This window comes from Salipiger mucosus DSM 16094, assembly GCF_000442255.1.
Classification (GTDB): domain Bacteria; phylum Pseudomonadota; class Alphaproteobacteria; order Rhodobacterales; family Rhodobacteraceae; genus Salipiger; species Salipiger mucosus.
Genome location: NZ_KE557275.1, coordinates 16,129 through 32,546, shown reverse-complemented (window position 1 = coordinate 32,546; position 16,418 = coordinate 16,129). Strand labels below are relative to the sequence as shown.

The 16,418-nt window shown below is 69.4% G+C and carries 16 protein-coding genes; 8 read left to right on the top strand and 8 right to left on the bottom strand.

Features of this window, described 5'->3' with window-relative positions; translation table 11 throughout:
* The 3 genes from SALMUC_RS09570 to SALMUC_RS09560 form a co-directional block, all read left to right on the top strand.
* A partial coding sequence (locus tag SALMUC_RS09570; RefSeq protein ID WP_084513967.1) for a DUF6478 family protein occupies positions 1–652 on the top strand: 652 nt, incomplete at its 5' end.
* An 11-nt stretch (positions 653–663) separates the two neighbouring features.
* Positions 664–1,041, top strand: a complete 378-nt coding sequence (locus tag SALMUC_RS09565) for a hypothetical protein (RefSeq protein ID WP_020042855.1) — start codon at positions 664–666, stop codon at positions 1,039–1,041.
* Between the two features lie 109 nt (positions 1,042–1,150).
* The gene (locus tag SALMUC_RS09560) at positions 1,151–2,065 is read left to right on the top strand and encodes a DMT family transporter (protein ID WP_020042854.1); all 915 of its coding nucleotides are present in this window, start codon (positions 1,151–1,153) and stop codon (positions 2,063–2,065) included.
* 4 nt (positions 2,066–2,069) lie between these two features.
* Here the strand turns inward: SALMUC_RS09560 and SALMUC_RS09555 are convergent, their stop codons facing one another.
* The 5 genes from SALMUC_RS09555 to SALMUC_RS09535 form a co-directional block, all read right to left on the bottom strand.
* A complete protein-coding gene (locus SALMUC_RS09555) occupies positions 2,070–3,389 on the bottom strand; it encodes an NAD(P)/FAD-dependent oxidoreductase (RefSeq protein ID WP_020042853.1) in 1,320 nt (439 codons plus the stop codon).
* Positions 3,386–4,204, bottom strand: a complete 819-nt coding sequence (locus SALMUC_RS09550; protein WP_020042852.1) for an ABC transporter permease — start codon at positions 4,202–4,204, stop codon at positions 3,386–3,388. Before SALMUC_RS09550 ends, SALMUC_RS09555 begins: the two co-directional genes overlap by 4 nt.
* 79 nt (positions 4,205–4,283) lie before the next feature.
* Positions 4,284–5,174, bottom strand: coding sequence for an ABC transporter permease subunit (locus tag SALMUC_RS09545; RefSeq protein WP_020042851.1), 891 nt, complete (start codon positions 5,172–5,174; stop codon positions 4,284–4,286).
* A 4-nt stretch (positions 5,175–5,178) separates the two neighbouring features.
* Positions 5,179–6,300: an ABC transporter ATP-binding protein gene (locus tag SALMUC_RS09540; protein ID WP_020042850.1), complete on the bottom strand. Its 1,122-nt coding sequence runs from the start codon at positions 6,298–6,300 to the stop codon at positions 5,179–5,181.
* A gap of 64 nt (positions 6,301–6,364) precedes the next feature.
* A complete protein-coding gene (locus SALMUC_RS09535; RefSeq protein WP_020042849.1) occupies positions 6,365–7,450 on the bottom strand; it encodes a polyamine ABC transporter substrate-binding protein in 1,086 nt (361 codons plus the stop codon).
* Positions 7,451–7,603: 153 nt separating this feature from the next.
* Here SALMUC_RS09535 and SALMUC_RS09530 point away from each other — a divergent pair, with 153 nt between their 5' ends.
* Both SALMUC_RS09530 and SALMUC_RS09525 read left to right on the top strand, forming a co-directional pair.
* Entirely contained in the window at positions 7,604–8,257 is a 654-nt protein-coding gene (locus tag SALMUC_RS09530; RefSeq protein ID WP_020042848.1) for a GntR family transcriptional regulator, read from the top strand.
* 70 nt (positions 8,258–8,327) lie between these two features.
* Positions 8,328–9,728 carry an aspartate aminotransferase family protein gene (locus SALMUC_RS09525; protein WP_020042847.1) on the top strand — a complete coding sequence of 467 codons (1,401 nt, stop codon included), beginning with the start codon at positions 8,328–8,330 and terminating at the stop codon, positions 9,726–9,728.
* A 139-nt stretch (positions 9,729–9,867) separates the two neighbouring features.
* On the opposite strand, the gene SALMUC_RS09520 is transcribed toward SALMUC_RS09525, so the two are convergent.
* Positions 9,868–10,242: a rhodanese-like domain-containing protein gene (locus SALMUC_RS09520; RefSeq protein WP_020042846.1), complete on the bottom strand. Its 375-nt coding sequence runs from the start codon at positions 10,240–10,242 to the stop codon at positions 9,868–9,870.
* A gap of 254 nt (positions 10,243–10,496) precedes the next feature.
* On the opposite strand from SALMUC_RS09520, the gene SALMUC_RS09515 reads away from it, so the two are divergent.
* The 3 genes from SALMUC_RS09515 to SALMUC_RS09505 all read left to right on the top strand — a co-directional run bounded on the left by SALMUC_RS09515 (position 10,497) and on the right by SALMUC_RS09505 (position 15,063).
* Positions 10,497–11,729, top strand: coding sequence for a urate hydroxylase PuuD (locus SALMUC_RS09515; protein ID WP_020042845.1), 1,233 nt, complete (start codon positions 10,497–10,499; stop codon positions 11,727–11,729).
* 296 nt (positions 11,730–12,025) lie between these two features.
* Positions 12,026–13,918, top strand: a complete 1,893-nt coding sequence (gene mutL / locus SALMUC_RS09510; protein WP_037371668.1) for a DNA mismatch repair endonuclease MutL — start codon at positions 12,026–12,028, stop codon at positions 13,916–13,918.
* On the top strand, positions 13,915–15,063 hold the full coding sequence (locus SALMUC_RS09505) for a DNA recombination protein RmuC (RefSeq protein WP_020042842.1): 1,149 nt from the start codon (positions 13,915–13,917) through the stop codon (positions 15,061–15,063). Before mutL ends, SALMUC_RS09505 begins: the two co-directional genes overlap by 4 nt.
* 15 nt (positions 15,064–15,078) lie before the next feature.
* On the opposite strand, the gene SALMUC_RS09500 is transcribed toward SALMUC_RS09505, so the two are convergent.
* Together SALMUC_RS09500 and SALMUC_RS09495 are read right to left on the bottom strand one after the other, a co-directional pair.
* A complete protein-coding gene (locus SALMUC_RS09500) occupies positions 15,079–15,729 on the bottom strand; it encodes a ChrR family anti-sigma-E factor (protein ID WP_020042841.1) in 651 nt (216 codons plus the stop codon).
* Positions 15,730–15,734: 5 nt separating this feature from the next.
* On the bottom strand, positions 15,735–16,289 hold the full coding sequence (locus SALMUC_RS09495; RefSeq protein ID WP_020042840.1) for a sigma-70 family RNA polymerase sigma factor: 555 nt from the start codon (positions 16,287–16,289) through the stop codon (positions 15,735–15,737).
* Between the last annotated feature and the right edge of the window lie 129 nt (positions 16,290–16,418).

Sequence of the window (16,418 nt, the reverse complement as noted above, 5' to 3'; positions counted from 1 at the left end):
CGCCGCGCGGCGGCTGCGGCAGCGGCTCGACACGCTGATCCAGGTGGCGGATGCGCGGCTGGCGCTGCCCGTCGCGGGCAACCAGGCCTTTCCCCGCCCGCCCGAGGCCGACTGGGCCTGGCGCCCCGAGCTGTGGTGCGGGCCGCTGCCGGTGCCGGGCATCGCCTCGGTCGGGCAGAAGGCGGCGCTGGGGCGGGAGGCGACGCTGTTCCACGACTGCGCGCGCTCGGAGATCACGCTGCGCCAGCTGCGCAACCTGCGCAACGCCGACCTCGCGGCCTACGGGCTGCGGCTGGACGTGTTCCGCTTCGATGGCTCCTACCTGTCGCTGGCGGTCGACCTGCCGGACGCGGCGACGGAGGGGCTGCGTCGCAACCACCTGGTGCGGGTGGACACGATCGTCGAGATGGAGAAGCCGCTGGAGATCTTCGCGCGGCTCAACATCAAGCACGGGCCCAACACCGAGCAGCTGGTGCGCGAGCTGCCGCTGGGCGACGAGGAGATCCGCGTGGAGTTCGACCTGGCCTATACCCGCGTCAACGAGAAGCGGGTCGAGCGCATGTGGCTGGACCTGATCTTCGAGGGGCCGGAGATGAACCAGGTCATCCTGCGGGACCTGACCTTCAGCCGCCGCCCGCGCGCCGCGCTATGAGGAGCCATGCCATGAGCGCCTACACGCTGACCAAGACGCGCTTTCGCGAGGGCACCTGGGAGGGGCTGATCGTGGCGGAACGCGACGACGCGCCGCCGCCCGAGATCGCGGTGACGCTGGAGGGGGCGCCGGTGCGCGGGGTCATCGTGGCGCAGGCCGGGGCCGCGGGGCGCTGGGCGATCGAGGTGCCGGTGCCGGTCGAGGCGGTGGGCGACGGGGTGCGGACCTTTCTCATCAACGACGCCGAGGCGGGCGAGACGCTGGAGACCTTCACCGTGATCGCGGGCGAGGCGGCGGGCGACGACATCCGGGCCGAGGTGGACCTGCTGCGGGCCGAGCTGGACATGCTCAAGCGGGCGTTCCGGCGGCATTGCCTCGAGACCGGCTGAGCGCCTTGCGCCAGGCGCGGGGCGGGTCTGCATACTGCGAACCCGGCCTTGCGATTGCACTTTTTGTCGCGGGGGTTCACTAAGGCGGTATTCACGCCCCGGAGCCTTCATGTCCTCATTGCGCGGCATTGCGCTGAAAATCGCCTCCGTCGTCCTCTTCGTCGTCATGGCATCGCTCATCAAGGCCGCGTCGGACGAGGTGCCCGTGGGCGAGGCGGTGTTCTTCCGCTCCTTCCTGGCACTGCCGGTGATCATCGGCTGGCTGGTCCTGCGGGGCGAGCTGGCGACGGGGCTGCGCACGCGGCGGCCGGGGATGCACATCGTGCGCGGGCTGGTGGGCTCGTCGGCGATGGGGCTGAACTTTGCCGCGCTGGGGCTGCTGCCGCTGCCCGAGGTCACGGCGCTGGGCTATGCCGCGCCGCTGATGACGGTCATCTTCGCCGCGATGCTGCTGGGCGAGAAGGTGCGGATCTTTCGCCTGAGCGCGGTGATCGTCGGCCTCGTGGGCGTCCTGATCGTGCTCTGGCCGCGGCTGACGCTGGACACGGTCGAGGGCGCGGCGATGCTGGGCGTGATCTGCGTGCTGGCCTCGGCGGTGTTCCGGGCGCTGGTGCAGATCCACATCCGGCGCATGGTGCAGACCGAGCAGGTGGCGGCGGTGGTCTTCTACTTCACCGTCACCACGACGGTGCTGTCGCTCTTCACCGCGCCCTTCGGCTGGGTCATGCCCGAGACCGGCACGCTGTGGATGCTGATCGCCGCCGGGCTGATCGGGGGCGTGGCGCAGATCTGCATCACCTCGGCCTATCGCGGCGCCGAGGCGGCGCTGCTGGCGCCCTTCGACTATGCCTCGATCCTCTTCGCCATCGTGATCGGCTACGTCTTCTTCGGCGAGGTGCCGACGCTGGCGATGCTCGCGGGATCGGCCATCGTGATCGCCTCGGGCATCGCGATCATCCTGCGCGAGCGTTACCTGGGCCTGCAGCGGATGCGCGCGCGGCCAACCATGACGCCGCACGGCTGACCCTTCAGAGATCCAGCGCCCCGGCGACGGCATAGGCCGGGGCGAGCAGCGCCCGCCGCCAGCGGCCCAGCGGAAAGCGTTTCGGCGGGCGGCGCATGGCCTCGGGCCAGGGGCCGCGCGGGGCGCGGCCGAGCGCGAGGTCGGCGAGGATCGTGCCCGCGTGGCTGCCCATCGCGACGCCGTTGCCGTGGTAGCCGAGGCCCGCGAAGAGGCCCGGGTGATCGGGCACCGGCCCCGCGAAGGGCGTGAGATTCGCCATCAGGCAGACGAGGCCCGCCCATTCGTGGGCCACCGCGACCTCGCGCCATGCCGGGAACATCGCGGTGAAATCCGCGCGGATGCGTTTCGAGATCGCCGCCTGCGCGCGGGGCGTGGCGGTGAGCCCGCCGCGCATCCCGAAGAGGAAGCGGTTGTCGGGCATGAGCCGGAAGTAGTGCAGCAGAAAGCGCGTGTCGTAGGCCATCTGGCGCGAGGTCCAGCCCTGCGCCTGCTGCCGCTCGGCCGAGATCGGTTCGGTGACGATGACCGAGGATTGCACCGGCAGGTAGCGGGCGCGCAGCCAGTCGGGCAGATCCTCGGAGGAATAGCCGTTGGTGGCGAGGATCACGCGGTCGGCGGTGAGCCGTCCCCGCGGCGTGTCGAGCTGCCAGCGCCCGTTGCGGCGCAGCGCGGTGACCGGCGTGTGGGCATGCAGCGTGGCGCCGGCAGTTTGCGCGGCGCGGGCGAGGCCCGCGTGATACTTGCGCGGATTGAGCGCGAAGCCCTGCGGCACGGTCATGGCGCCGTGGAAAGGGCCGCCCAGCCCCTCGGCGGCAAGGCCTTCGGGCGGGGTCAGGCGCGGGGTGACGCCGTGGTCGGCCTCGACGCCGTCGGCGCCGGACTGCAGCGCGCGCCAGGCGCGGGGACTGTGGGCGAGCAGGGTCTCGCCCTCGGAATGGGTGTCGGCCTCGATCCCGTGCTCGGCGATGAGGCGCGCGGCGGTCGCGACGGCGGCGGTCTCGGTGGCGCGCCAGGCGGTCCGGCCGTCCTCGCCATACTGGCGGCGAAGCTGGGCGTCGCTGGCCTTGGCGCCGCCGAGGCAGCAGAAGCCGCCGTTGCGCCCCGAGGCGCCGTAGCCGGGGTGCTCGGCCTCGAGCAGGGTGACCTCGGCGCCGCCTTCGGCAAGGTGCAGCGCGGCGGAGAGGCCGGTGAAGCCGCCGCCGATCACCGCCACCTCGGTGTGGCGCGGGCCGGGCAGGGCGGGCCAGGCGCCGGGCGGGACGGTCCCGGCCCACCAGCAGGCGCCCTGCGGGCCGTAGGCGGGCGGCTCGTAGAGGCGTTTCATTCGGCGCGGATCGCCGCCTGTTCGTCGCGGGCCTGCGCCACCGCCGCGCGTTTCGACATGATCGAGGCGGTGATGACGCCCAGCGTCACCACGGCGATCAGCAGCGTCGAGAGCGCGTTGATCTGCGGCGAGACCCCAAGCCGGATGGCCGAGAAGATGCGGATCGGCAGCGTCGTGGCCGAGGGGCCGGTGGTGAAGCTGGCGATCACGAGGTCGTCGAGCGAGAGCGTGAAGGCCAGCAGCCAGCCCGAGATCACCGCGGGCGCGATGATCGGCAGGGTCACGAGGCGGAAGGCCGCGAAATGCGAGCAGCCGAGGTCGAGCGCGGCCTCCTCGAGCGAGCGGTCGAAGTTGGCGAGCCGCGAGGAGACCACCACCGAGACGTAGCACATCGAGAAGGTCGTATGCGCCAGCACGATGGTGAAGACCCCGCGGTCGATCCCGAGGCCGATGAAGAGCAGCAGCAGCGAGAGGCCGGTGATGACCTCGGGCATGACGAGCGGCGCGTAGATCATGCCGGAAAAGAGCGTGCGGCCCCAGAAGCGCCCGGCGCGCACCATGACGTAGGCGGCCATGGTGCCGAGCACCGTGGCGATGGTCGAGGAGAAGACCGCGACCTTGACCGTGACCCAGGCGGCGTCGAGGAACTCCTGGTCGCGCAGCAGCTCGCCGTACCATTTCGTCGAGAAGCCGGCCCAGACGGTGACGAGGCGGCTTTCGTTGAAGCTGTAGACCACCAGCAGGATCATCGGCAGGTAGAGGAAGGCGAAGCCCAGGGTCAGCGAGGTGGCGTTGAACCAGGAAAAGCGTCTCATGGGCGCGCCCCTCCGCCGACGGTGCGCGGCGCCGGGACCGCGTGTTTGCGTATTTGGAACAAGAAGAAGATCCGGGCGCTCATCCCTCGGCCTCCCGCGCCTTCTGTTCGTTGCGCTGGAAGAGGATGATCGGGACGATCAGGATCGCCAGCAGGACCACCGCCACCGCCGAGGCGACGGGCCAGTCGCGGTTGGAAAAGAACTCCTCCCAGAGGACCTTGCCGATCATCAGCGTGTCGGAGCCGCCGAGCAGCGAGGGGATGACGAATTCGCCGATGGTCGGGATGAAGACGAGGAAGCAGCCCGCGACGATGCCGTTGCGCGAGAGGGGCCAGGTCACCAGCCAGAACGCCTGCAGGCGCGAGCAGCCGAGGTCCTCGGCGGCCTCGAGCAGGCTGTCGTCCATCTTTTCCAGGGCCGCGTAGATCGGCAGGATCATGAAGGGCAGGTAGGTGTAGACGATGCCGATGTAGACCGCGGTGTTGGTGTTCATGATCTGCAGCGGTTCGTCGATGACGCCGAGGAAGAGCAGCACGTTGTTGAGCACGCCCTCGGTCGAGAGGATTCCCATCCAGGCGTAGACGCGGATCAGGAAGGAGGTCCAGAAGGGCAGGATCACCAGCATGAGCAGCGTCGGGCGCCATTCGCGCGCGGCGCGGGCCATGCCGTAGGCGATGGGGTAGCCCACGAGCAGCGTCAGCAGGGTCGAGACGAGCGCGATGCGCAGCGAGCTGAGGTAGGCCTTCCAGTAGAGGTCGTCGGTGGTCAGGAAGACGAAGTTCTCGAGGTCGAGGCCGGAGAGGAACTCGCGGACCCCCTGCCAGCCGGCCGAGAGGTCGAGCTGCGGCAGGTAGGGCGGGCGCGCCAGCGCGATGTCCGAGAGCGAGATCTTGAGCACGATCACGAAGGGGACGAGGAAGAGCGCCAGCAGCCAGAGGTAGGGCACGGCGATGAGGACGACGCGGCGCATCCGGTCAGCCCTCGAGCACGACGCCGGCGGTCTCGGTGAACCCGACCCAGACCTCGTCGTCCCAGGTGATCTGGCGGTTGGCGAGCCGGCGGGCGTTGACCATCTGCGCCTTGATCATCTGCCCGCCCGCGAGCTCGACGTGGTAGGTCGAGATGTTGCCGAGGTAGGCGATGTCGATGACCTTGCCGCGGAAGGCGTTGGGGCGGTCCGGGCGTTCGGTGTCGATGGTGACCTTCTCGGGGCGGATGGCGAAATGGCAGGACTGGCCGCGCGCGAAGGCGCTGTCGCTGCGGGCGGCGATGGGCGCCTGGCCCTCGGCCCAGTCGATGCGCAGGCCGGCGCCCTCGGGTGTGGCGCGGCCCTCGACGATGTTCACGTCGCCGATGAAGTCCGCGACGTAGACGCTGGCGGGGGCCTCGTAGATCACGTCGGGGGTGGCGACCTGCACCAGCCGGCCCTCGTCCATCACGGCGATGCGCGAGGCGACGGTCATGGCCTCTTCCTGGTCGTGGGTGACGATCACGAAGGTGGTGCCGGTCTTTTCCTGGATGTCCATGAGCTCGAACTGGGTCTCCTCGCGGAGCTTGCGGTCGAGCGCGCCCAGCGGCTCGTCGAGGAGCAGCAGCTTGGGCGCCTTGGCGAGGCTGCGCGCCAGCGCCACGCGCTGCCGCTGGCCGCCGGAGATCTGGTGCGGCTTGCGCTTGGCGAAGCGCCCCAGCCGGGTGAGGCGCAGCATCTCGTCGACGCGGGCGGCGATCTCGTCCTTCGGGCGGCCTTCGCGCTTGAGGCCGAAGGCGATGTTCTCCCAGATCGACAGATGCGGGAAGAGCGCGTAGTTCTGGAACATCATGTTCACCGGCCGCTTGTTCGGCGGGATGTCGATGATGTCCTGTCCGCCCAGCCAGATGTGGCCCTCGGTCACGCTTTCGAAGCCCGCCAGCATCCGCATCATCGTGGTCTTGCCGCAGCCCGAGGGGCCGAGCAGGGCGAAGAACTCGCGTTCGAAGATGTTGAGCGTCAGGTCGTCGATCGCGGTGAAATCGCCGAAGCGCTTCGAGACGCCGCGGAACTCGATGAGCGGGCGCTCGTCCGGATCGTCCCAGGGGGCGAAGGCGGTCTGGGCCATGCAGGGTGTCCTGTCGCGGAGGAAGGTCCCGCGCCGCCGGGCGGCACGGGACGGAGGACCGGGCTCAGGTGCCCGACTTGATCTTGGTCCAGAGGCGCGTGACCGTGCGCTGCACGCGCGGCGGGTAGGGCGTGGTGGTGAAGGTGTTGTCCAGCGCCTCGGCGTCCGGGTAGATCGCCGGGTCGCCGATCACGTCCTCGTTGAGGTATTCCTGCGAGGCCTCGTTGCCGTTGGCGTAGTAGACGTAGTTCGAGGCCTGCGCCATGTTCTCGGCGTCCATGATGAAGTTCAGGAACTCGTGCGCGGCATCCGGGTTCGGGGCGTCGACCGGGATGGCCATCTGGTCGAACCACATCTGCGCGCCCTCCTTGGGCGCGAAATACGAGATCTCGACGCCGTTGTCGGCCTCGGCCGCGCGGTCGCGGGCCTGCAGGATGTCGCCCGACCAGCCGACCGCCACGCAGATGTCGCCGTTGGCCAGCGCGTTGATGTATTCCGAGCTGTGGAACTTCTGGATGTAGGGGCGGATCGGCATGAAGACGCCCTCGGCCTGCTCGATCACCTCGGGCTCGTGGCTGTCGGGGTCCTCGCCGATGTAGTTGAGCGCGGCGGGGATCATCTCGGCCGGCGCGTCGAGGAACATGACGCCGCACTCCGCGAGCTGCTCCATGTTCTCGGGGTCGAAGACCAGGTCCCAGCTGTTCACCGGAGCGTCCTCGCCGAGGATCTCCTTGACCATCGGGACGTTCACGCCCAGCCCGGTGGTGCCCCACATGTAGTTGATGGAGTAGGCGTTGCCGGGGTCGTACTTCGCGGTGCGCTCCTCGATCACGTCCCACATGTTCTCGAGGTTGGGCAGCTTCGACTTGTCGAGCTCCTGGAAGGCGCCCGCGGCGATCTGGCGCTGCAGGAAGGTGCCGGTGGGCACCACCACGTCGTAGCCCGAGCCGCCCGCCAGCATCTTGGTCTCGAGCACCTCGTTGCTGTCGAAGACGTCGTAGATCAGCTCGATGCCGGTCTCTTCCTCGAACTCGGCGAGCAGGTCCTCGTCGATGTAGTCCGACCAGTTGTAGACGCGGACCTCCTGCGCCTGGGCGAGGCCCGCGGTCAGCACGACGGCGGAGGCCGTCAGCGTAAGGGGTGTCTTCATGATTGGCTCCCGTTGGTCCCGGGGTCTTCGCGCCCCTGGTTCCTGCATTTGATCAAATGTTGCCTTGGCTGGCAACATGGGTGATGTTTCCACGGCACCGGCCTGCTTGGCAAGCCGGGTTCTCGGGGGCCGTGATCAGTCGGGAGGCAGGTGATGAAGGACCGGGCAGGCAGCGCGGGGCCGCCGGCGCATGAGGTCGTCTACCGGCGGCTGCGCGAGATGATTCTCTTCGGCGAGATGGCGCCGGGGCAGCCGGTGACGATCCAGGGGCTGGTCTCGGACCTGGGCGCGGGCATGACGCCGGTGCGCGAGGCGCTGCGGCGACTGACCGCCGAGGGGGCGCTGGATTTCCGGGGCAACCGGCGGATCATCGTGCCGGTGCTGGACGCCGCCACCGTGTCGGAACTGACCGAGGCCCGCGTGGCGCTGGAGCCGCGACTGGCGCAGCGCGCGGCGCAGCGGTGTTCGGCGGCGGACCTGCGGCGGCTGGCCGAGATCGACGCGCGGCTCGACGCGGCCATCGCGGGGGGCGACCTGCGCGGCTACCTCGTCGAGAATCACCGCTTTCACGCCGAGCTGAACGCCATCGCCGCGGCGCCGGTGCTCTCGGGCCTGGTCGAGGGGCTCTGGCTGCGCTTCGGGCCCTCGCTGCGGGTGGTCTGCGGTCGGCTGGGCACGCAGGCGCTGCCCGACCGCCACAAGGACCTGCTGGCCGCGCTGGACGCGGGCGACGCAGGCGCCGCCGCCGCGGCGATGGAGGCCGACGTGGTGCAGGGCATGGAGCAGATCGCCGCCGGGCTGCCCTGACTCGATTGACAGCGCGGAATTTGATCATATTCTCGGCGCCAGATCCCGCAACATCACCGGAGGCGCCGCCATGGCCGTGATTTCCCCCAACGCCCCGACCGCCGAGCTCCAGGCGCTGGACGCGGCGCACCACCTGCATCCCTTCACCCACGGCGCCGGCCTGCGCGACAAGGGCGCCCGCGTCATCACCCGCGCCGAGGGCGTCTGGCTGACCGACAGCGAGGGCGAGCGCATCCTCGACGCCATGGCGGGGCTGTGGTGCGTGAATGTCGGCTACGGCCGCAAGGAACTGGCGGCGGCCGCCGCGCGGCAGATGGAGGAGCTGCCCTACTACAACACCTTCTTCCAGACGACCCACGTGCCCGCGATCCAGCTGGCGGCGAAGCTGGCGGAACTGGCGCCGGGCGATCTGAACCACGTCTTCTTCGCTTCCTCGGGATCCGAGGCCAACGACACCAACATCCGACTCGTGCGCACCTACTGGGCCGAGAAGGGCGAGCCGCAGCGCGACGTCATCATCGGCCGCTGGAACGGCTACCACGGCTCCTCGGTGGGCTCGGGCTCGCTGGGGGGCATGAAGGGGATGCACGCGCAGGGCGGCATGCCGATCCCGGGCATCCACCACATCGACCAGCCCGACTGGTGGTCCGAGGGCGGCGACATGAGCCCCGAGGACTTCGGCCTCGCTCGCGCGCGCGCGCTGGAAGCGGCGATCGAGCGCATCGGTCCCGACCGCGTCGGCGCCTTCATCGCCGAGCCGGTGCAGGGCGCGGGCGGCGTGATCGTGGCGCCCGAGACCTACTGGCCCGAGGTGCAGCGCATCGTCGACAAGTACGGCATCCTGCTGATCGCCGACGAGGTGATCTGCGGCTTCGGACGCACCGGCAACTGGTTCGGCAGCCAGACGCTGGGGGTCAGCCCGCACATCATGACCGTGGCCAAGGGGCTGAGCTCGGGCTACCAGCCCATCGGCGGTTCCATCGTCAACGACGAGGTGGCGGCGGTGATCTCGGGGACAGAGTTCAACCACGGCTACACCTACTCCGGCCACCCCGTGGCCTGTGCCGTGGCGCTCGAGAACCTTCGCATCCTCGAGGAGGAAGGCGTGGTCGACCGCGTCCGCGAGGAAACGGGCCCCTACCTCAAGGCGCGCTTCGAGGAGCTCGCCGATCACCCGCTGGTGGGCGAGGCGAAGATCGTCGGCATGATGGGCTCCATCGCGCTCACGCCGGACAAGGCAACCCGCGCGCCCTTCGCGGCGGACGCGGGGACCGCGGGCTACATCTGCCGCGAGCGCTGCTTCGCCAACAACCTCGTCATGCGCCACGTCGGCGACCGAATGATCGTCTCGCCGCCGCTGGTGATCTCGAAGGAGGAGATCGACACGCTGATCGAGCGGGCCCGGCGCTCGCTCGACGAGGCACATGCGCAGCTGACGGAGCAGGGGCTGATGGTCGCGGGGCAGCGCTGAACGGCGGCGCGCCCGGCCTCGCGGCCGGATTTGCGTATTTGGGAACAAGAAGAAGTTCTGGACGTCGCCCGGTCCTTCTTCTTGTTCCAAATACGCAAAAAAGCTGTCGGTCCCGGCGCGGCGGCCGGGGCGGCGCGCGTCAGCTCACGACCTGGGGCGCGCCGGTGGCCATGTTGGTGCCGATGTAGGGCTTCTTGGAGCCCTTCCAGGCGCCGAAGCCGCCTTCCATGTGCGCGATGCGGCCGAAGCCGGCGGCCAGCGCCTCGCGGGCGACCTTGTCCGAGCGCGCGCCGGAGCCGCAGTGGAACACGATGCGCTTGTCGCTCTGGCCCGGCAGTTTCTCGGCCTTGAAGAAGGCGAGCGGCATCAGCAGCGCGCCCTCGATGTGTTCGAACATGAACTCCTGCGGGGTGCGCACGTCGATCAGCACGATCTCGTCGTTTGCAAAGGCCTCCTCCACCTCGTCGGCGGTCCAGGTTTCCAGAATGCTCTCGCCAACCTGTTCGGTCTTCATCGGTCCTCTCCTTGGTGGTCCCGGGAACGCGTGTCCCGCCGCAAAGGTGGGGACTCTGGCGCCGGAGGCAAGCCCAATCCTGCGCGGCGCGGCGCGGCGGATCGACCGCCCCGACGTCAGGCCGGATGCGGACATGCCCGCTTCGGAGGCAGTTGCATCGCGCGCGCGGACGCGCGAGGGAGTTTCGAGGTGCAATTGCCGCGCGGCTGGGGTCTTGTCATCGGCAGCCGCGGGACGACGGACGGAGACGGGACATGTATGATTTCATCGTGATGGGCGCCTGGCTGGAGTTCGCCGTGCGCTGGCTGCATGTCATCACCGCCATCGCCTGGATCGGATCGTCCTTCTACTTCATCGCGCTGGATCTCGGGCTGCACCGCGACCGCGCGCTTGCCTCGGGGGCCGACGGCGAGGAGTGGCAGGTGCACGGGGGCGGATTCTACCACATCCAGAAATACCTAGTGGCGCCGGAGCGGATGCCGGGCGACCTCGTGTGGTTCAAGTGGGAGAGCTACGCGACCTGGCTCTCGGGCTTCGCCATGCTGGTGCTGGTCTATTACCTCGGCGCGGACCTCTACCTCGTGGACCCCGAGGTGCTGGATATCCCGTCCTGGCTGGCGGTCATTATCTCGTTGCTGTCGCTCTCGCTGGGCTGGCTGGCCTACGACTGGATCTGCAAGACGAAGTTCGGCGAGGACAACACCCGCCTGATGATCTTCCTCTTCGGGGTGCTGGTCGTGATGGCCTGGGGCTACACGCAGGTCTTCTCGGGCCGGGCGGCGCTGCTGCACCTGGGCGCCTTCACGGCGACGATCATGTCGGCCAACGTGTTCTTCATCATCATCCCGAACCAGACCATCGTGGTGGCGGACCTCAAGGCCGGGCGGACGCCGGACCCGAAGTACGGCAAGATCGCCAAGCAGCGGTCGACCCACAACAACTACCTGACGCTGCCGGTCCTGTTCCTGATGCTGTCGAACCACTACCCGCTGGCCTTTGCCAGCGAGTACAACTGGATCATCGCCAGCCTCGTCTTCCTGATGGGCGTCACCATCCGGCACTTCTTCAACAGCATGCACGCGCGCAAGGGCACGCCCTGGTGGACCTGGGCGGCGACGGCGGTGCTGTTCCTTGTGATCATGTGGCTGTCCTCGGCGCCGCTTTATACCTACGACGCGGAGGCGATGGACGAGCAGGCCAGCGGGCCGGCGCTGCGCTTTGCCGAGGCCGAGGGATTCGGCGAGGTCCAGGATATCGTGATGGGGCGATGCTCGATGTGCCACGCGGCGGAGCCCGGCTGGGAGGGCATCCACTGGCCGCCGAAGAACGTGCGGCTCGACAGCCCGGCGGCGGTCGCGGAGCACGCGAAGGACATCTACCTGCAGGCCGGTGTCACGCATGCCATGCCGCCGGCCAACGTCTCTTGGATGGAGGGCGACGAACGCGCCGCGATCCGGCGCTGGTACCAGGCGGCGCGCGACGGCTGAGGCCGGCGCGGCTTACCAGGTGACGGGCGAGACCTGCACGAAGAAGGTTTCGGCGAAGGTCTTGCCGTAGACGGCAGCGATGAAATCGTAGGTGATCCGGTTGACGGGCATCCGACTGCTCCTTTTTTTATGGCCCATGCGGCCCCGCGGGCAACGATCTTGCATGGTATACCAAGTTTCGCGTCATATTCTTAACGTCGCAAGTTAGACTTTGGTTGCATGACCGCACGTTTCGGATGCTGCAACACCGCATTCCGGCTTTTCAGAATCGGCGCGTGTCTGCTAAGTCTTGTGGAATGAATACGCACAGCCCCAATATGCGCCCGGTGATCCGGCAGCTCGACGACTCCGCGATCAACCGCATCGCGGCGGGCGAAGTGGTGGAACGCCCCGCCTCCGCGGTCAAGGAGCTGCTGGAAAACGCCATCGACGCCGGGGCGCGGCGGGTGACGGTCGAGGTGGCGGACGGTGGCAAGACGTTGATCCGGGTCACCGACGACGGCTGCGGCATGGCGCCGGACGAGCTGTCGCTGGCGCTGTCGCGGCATGCCACCTCGAAGATCGACGGCAGCGACCTGCTGAACATCCACAGCTTCGGCTTCCGGGGCGAGGCGCTGCCCTCGCTGGGCGCGGTGGGGCGGCTGACGATCCAGAGCCGCGCGCCGGGCGGCGAGGCGGCCGAGCTGAGCGTCGCCGGCGGGCAGGCGGGGGCGGTGAAGCCCTGCGCGCTGAACGCGGGCACGGTGGTCACGCTGCGCGACCTCTTCCACGCCACCCCCGCACGGCTGAAGTTCCTGCGCAGCGACCGCGCCGAGATGATGGCGATCTCGGAGGTGGTGAAGCGGCTGGCGATGGCCGAGCCCTCGGTCGGGTTCACCCTGCGCGACGTGAGCGAGGGGCGCGACCGCGTGAGCTTTCGCGCCGATCCGGCGACCGGGGACCTGTTCGACGCGCTGCGGGCGCGCATGGCGCAGGTCATGGGGGCCGAGTTCACCGACAACGCGCTGGGCGTCGATGCCGAGCGCGAGGGCATCCGGCTGACCGGGCTGGCCGCGCTGCCGACCTATTCGCGCGGCTCGAGCACGGCGCAGCATCTCTTCGTCAACGGCCGGCCGGTGCGGGACAAGCTGCTGATGGGCGCGCTGCGCGGGGCCTATGCCGACTACCTCAGCCGCGAGCGTCACCCGGCGGTGGCGCTCTTCGTGGACTGCGATCCGCACAAGGTGGACGTGAACGTGCACCCGGCGAAGTCCGAGGTGCGGTTCCGCGAGCCGGGCATCGTGCGCGGGCTGATCGTCTCGGCGCTGCGGCATGCACTGGCCGAGGCGGGGCACCGGGCCTCGACCACGGTGGCGGGCGCGACGCTGGGCGCCATGCGGCCCGAGGCTCCGGCCGGGGCGATGCGCTCGGAGGCGCCGCTGGGCGCCCCGCCCGAGGCGCCGTCGCAGCCGCGGGTCTACCAGATGGAGCGCCCGTCTGCGGGCGCGCGGCAGGCGGCCTATCGCGCGCAGGCGCCCGCGCCGGGGTTTGCCGAGATGGCGGGCGCCTATTCCGCCCGCGTGGTCGAGGACATGCCCGAGGCGCCGGAGCACGGAGGCCGCCCGAGGCCGCTGCCGCTGGGCGCGGCGCGGGGGCAGGTGCACGAGAACTACATCGTGGCGCAGACCGCCGACGGCATGGTGATCGTAGACCAGCACGCCGCGCACGAGCGGCTGGTCTACGAGAAGCTCAAGCGGCAGATGGCGGAAAACGGCGTCGCCGCGCAGGCCCTGCTGATCCCCGAGATCGTGGAGCTTTCGGCCGATGACGTCTCGCGGCTGATGGAGATCTCGGACGATCTGTCGCGCATGGGGCTGACGATCGAGCCCTTCGGCGGCGGCGCGCTGGCGGTGCGCGAGACGCCCGCGATCCTGGGCGAGGTCAACGCCAAGGCGCTGCTGCACGACGTGCTGGACGAGCTGTCGGACTTCGGCAGCTCGCAGCTGGTGCAGGAGCGGATCGAGGCGATCCTGAGCCGGGTGGCCTGCCACGGCTCGGTGCGCTCGGGCCGCAGGATGCGGGCCGAGGAGATGAACGCGCTGCTGCGCGAGATGGAGGCGACGCCGCATTCGGGCCAGTGCAACCACGGGCGGCCGACCTACGTGGAGCTGAAACTGGCGGACATCGAGCGGCTCTTCGGGCGCACATGATCTCGCTTGGCGGGGAGAACTACGCGCTGGACGATCCGCTGGTGCTGGCCGCGCTGGGCGCGGGCGCCGTCGCGTTGCTGCTGGTCCTGCTGCTGGTGCTGTCGATCCGGGCCGCGAACCGGACGGCGCGGCTGGGCTATCCGCTGAGCCAGCTGTCGCAGCGGGTGCAGGCGCTGTCCGAGGGGCAGGAGCGGCTGTCGGGCGGGTTGCATCACGTGACCGAGGCGCAGGCGCAGAGCCAGACGGCGATGCTGCAGCTGATGGAGCGGCGGCTGGCCGAGGTGCAGGGCCAGATGGCCGAGACGCTGCACGGCACCACGCGGCGCACCGCGCACAGTCTGGGCGAGCTGCAGGAGCGGCTGAAGACCATCGACCGGGCGCAGGAGAACATCTCGCGTCTTTCGGGGGACGTGCTGTCGCTGCAGGACATCCTGTCGAACAAGCAGACGCGCGGGGCCTTCGGCGAGATCCAGTTGAACGATCTCGTGCGGCAGGCGCTGCCGCCGGACAGCTACGACATGCAGCAGACCCTGTCGAACGGGCGGCGGGCCGATTGCCTGATCGGCATGCCCGAGCCGCCGGGCCCCATCGTGATCGACGCCAAGTTCCCGCTGGAGGCCTACGAGGCGCTGCGGCGGGCCGAGGACAAGGAGGCGCGGACGCGGGCGGCGCAGAGCTTCCGGCTCTCGGTGCGCAAGCACCTGCGCGACATCGCCGAGCGCTACATCATCGAGGGCGAGACGGCGGATTCGGCGCTGATGTTCTTGCCCTCGGAGGCGGTCTACGCCGAGCTGCACGGCAACCACCCCGAGATCGTGCGCGAGGGGTTCGCGCTGCGGGTCTGGATCGTCTCGCCGACGACCTGCATGGCGACGCTCAACACCCTGCGGGCGGTGCTGAAGGACGCGCGCATGCGCGAGCAGGCGGGGGCGATCCGGCGCGAGCTGGGGTTGCTCAACGCCGATGTCGAGCGGCTGGGCCAGCGGGTCGAGAACCTCGACAAGCACTTCGGCCAGGCGGCCAAGGACGTGGCCGAGATCAAGGTCAGCGCGGAAAAGGCCGGGCGGCGGGCCACCCGGCTGGACAGTTTCGACTTCGAGGAGGCCGAGGGCGAGGGGCGCGTCGTGCCGCTGTCGCGCGGCTGAGGCGCCCCCGCCGGATCAGATCTTGAGGAAGGGCTGCGCGAGGCGCGGCAGCAGGCCCTTGAAGCGCAGCGGCGCCTCGGTCACCGCGAGACAGATGCAGTCCTCTGAGATGTCCGCGACGGGCGTGTGCTCGATCTCGTCGGTGGCGATCTCGATGTCGCCGCGGGCGAAATGGCCGTCCTCGTCCTCGAAGGCGCCCTGAAGCACCAGCGTCAGTTCCATGCCCCGGTGCCCGTGGTCGGGCATGGCCATGCCGGCGGGGATGTAGAGCAGCCGGGCCGAAGCCTCGGACGAGGTCGGCAGGATGGCCTGCTTGACCCCCATGCCGACCGGGCGCCACTTGATGTCGTCGAGCCCGCCGCCGACGTAATCGGCCAGCGGCTGCGGCAGGACGGAACTGCGCGGCGCGCCGCGCGCGGGCTCGCGGGCGGGGGCCTCTTCGGTGCGGATCATGCCCAGCACCGACTCGAGGCAGTCGTCCGAGACGGCCACGGTGTCGGAGCTTTCGACCATCGCGCCGCCGAGGGCGTCGCAGGCCTCGACCGCTGCGCGGCAGTCGTCGCAAAGCGAGACATGTGTCGCCACGATGAGGTTCACGGCCTCGGGGAGGGTGCCCGCCGAATATCCCATGACGAGGTCGTCGGTCAGGTGATGCTTGATTTTCATTGTTGTCACCTCTGGTCCATCGCATGGCGCAAGCGGTCCAGCGCCAGGCGTATTCGCGATTTGATCGTTCCCAGCGGAAGCCCGGTCTCCTCGGCGATCTCGCTGTGCGACAGCTCGCCGAAGTAGGCCTTCTCGATCAGCACGCGCTGCTTGTCGGGAAGGTCCGAGATGGCCCGCGCGAGGTTGGTGCTGTCCTGCTGGAACTGGACCACCTCCTCCTGGTCCGGTTCGGCCTCGGGGCCCCAGGGAAGATCCTCGGGTTCGGGGCGCTTCTGCCGGCGCAGCAGATCGATGCGCCGGTTTCGCGCGATCGTGAAGACCCAGGTCGCGACGCTGGCGCGCGACGGGTCGAAGAGATGTGCCTTGCGCCAGACCGTGGCCATGACGTCCTGCACGCATTCCTCGGCCTCGGCCGGGTTGCTTCCGGACCGGATCAGGAAGGCCTTCAGTCGCGGCGCGAAGTGACGGAAGAGCGCGACGAATGCCGTCTCGTCCGCATCGTCGCGGATGCGCCTGACGTGATCGGTCCAGTCGGCGGCTGTCGTATCGTGCAGACCCACGTGCCTCGTCTTTCTTGTGCTCGTGTTCGACAAGACATGGCCCGGCAGCCCGCCCAAGGCAATGGCCGCGATCTCGCGTTGATCTTCTATGCTCGTATCCCGCAACATAGTCCTGATACGCCGCACCCG

What these genes read in the sequence shown, in the direction of transcription:
- SALMUC_RS09505 (WP_020042842.1), top strand. Translation starts at nt 13,915, where the DNA reads ATGATCTCGCTTGGCGGGGAGAACTACGCGCTGGACGATCCGCTGGTG.
- SALMUC_RS09560 (WP_020042854.1), top strand. Translation starts at nt 1,151, where the DNA reads ATGTCCTCATTGCGCGGCATTGCGCTGAAAATCGCCTCCGTCGTCCTC.
- SALMUC_RS09515 (WP_020042845.1), top strand. Translation starts at nt 10,497, where the DNA reads ATGTATGATTTCATCGTGATGGGCGCCTGGCTGGAGTTCGCCGTGCGC.
- SALMUC_RS09520 (WP_020042846.1), bottom strand. Translation starts at nt 10,242, where the DNA reads ATGAAGACCGAACAGGTTGGCGAGAGCATTCTGGAAACCTGGACCGCC.
- SALMUC_RS09545 (WP_020042851.1), bottom strand. Translation starts at nt 5,174, where the DNA reads ATGCGCCGCGTCGTCCTCATCGCCGTGCCCTACCTCTGGCTGCTGGCG.
- SALMUC_RS09565 (WP_020042855.1), top strand. Translation starts at nt 664, where the DNA reads ATGAGCGCCTACACGCTGACCAAGACGCGCTTTCGCGAGGGCACCTGG.
- mutL (WP_037371668.1), top strand. Translation starts at nt 12,026, where the DNA reads ATGAATACGCACAGCCCCAATATGCGCCCGGTGATCCGGCAGCTCGAC.
- SALMUC_RS09535 (WP_020042849.1), bottom strand. Translation starts at nt 7,450, where the DNA reads ATGAAGACACCCCTTACGCTGACGGCCTCCGCCGTCGTGCTGACCGCG.
- SALMUC_RS09500 (WP_020042841.1), bottom strand. Translation starts at nt 15,729, where the DNA reads ATGAAAATCAAGCATCACCTGACCGACGACCTCGTCATGGGATATTCG.
- SALMUC_RS09530 (WP_020042848.1), top strand. Translation starts at nt 7,604, where the DNA reads ATGAAGGACCGGGCAGGCAGCGCGGGGCCGCCGGCGCATGAGGTCGTC.
- SALMUC_RS09555 (WP_020042853.1), bottom strand. Translation starts at nt 3,389, where the DNA reads ATGAAACGCCTCTACGAGCCGCCCGCCTACGGCCCGCAGGGCGCCTGC.
- SALMUC_RS09540 (WP_020042850.1), bottom strand. Translation starts at nt 6,300, where the DNA reads ATGGCCCAGACCGCCTTCGCCCCCTGGGACGATCCGGACGAGCGCCCG.
- SALMUC_RS09525 (WP_020042847.1), top strand. Translation starts at nt 8,328, where the DNA reads ATGGCCGTGATTTCCCCCAACGCCCCGACCGCCGAGCTCCAGGCGCTG.
- SALMUC_RS09550 (WP_020042852.1), bottom strand. Translation starts at nt 4,204, where the DNA reads ATGAGACGCTTTTCCTGGTTCAACGCCACCTCGCTGACCCTGGGCTTC.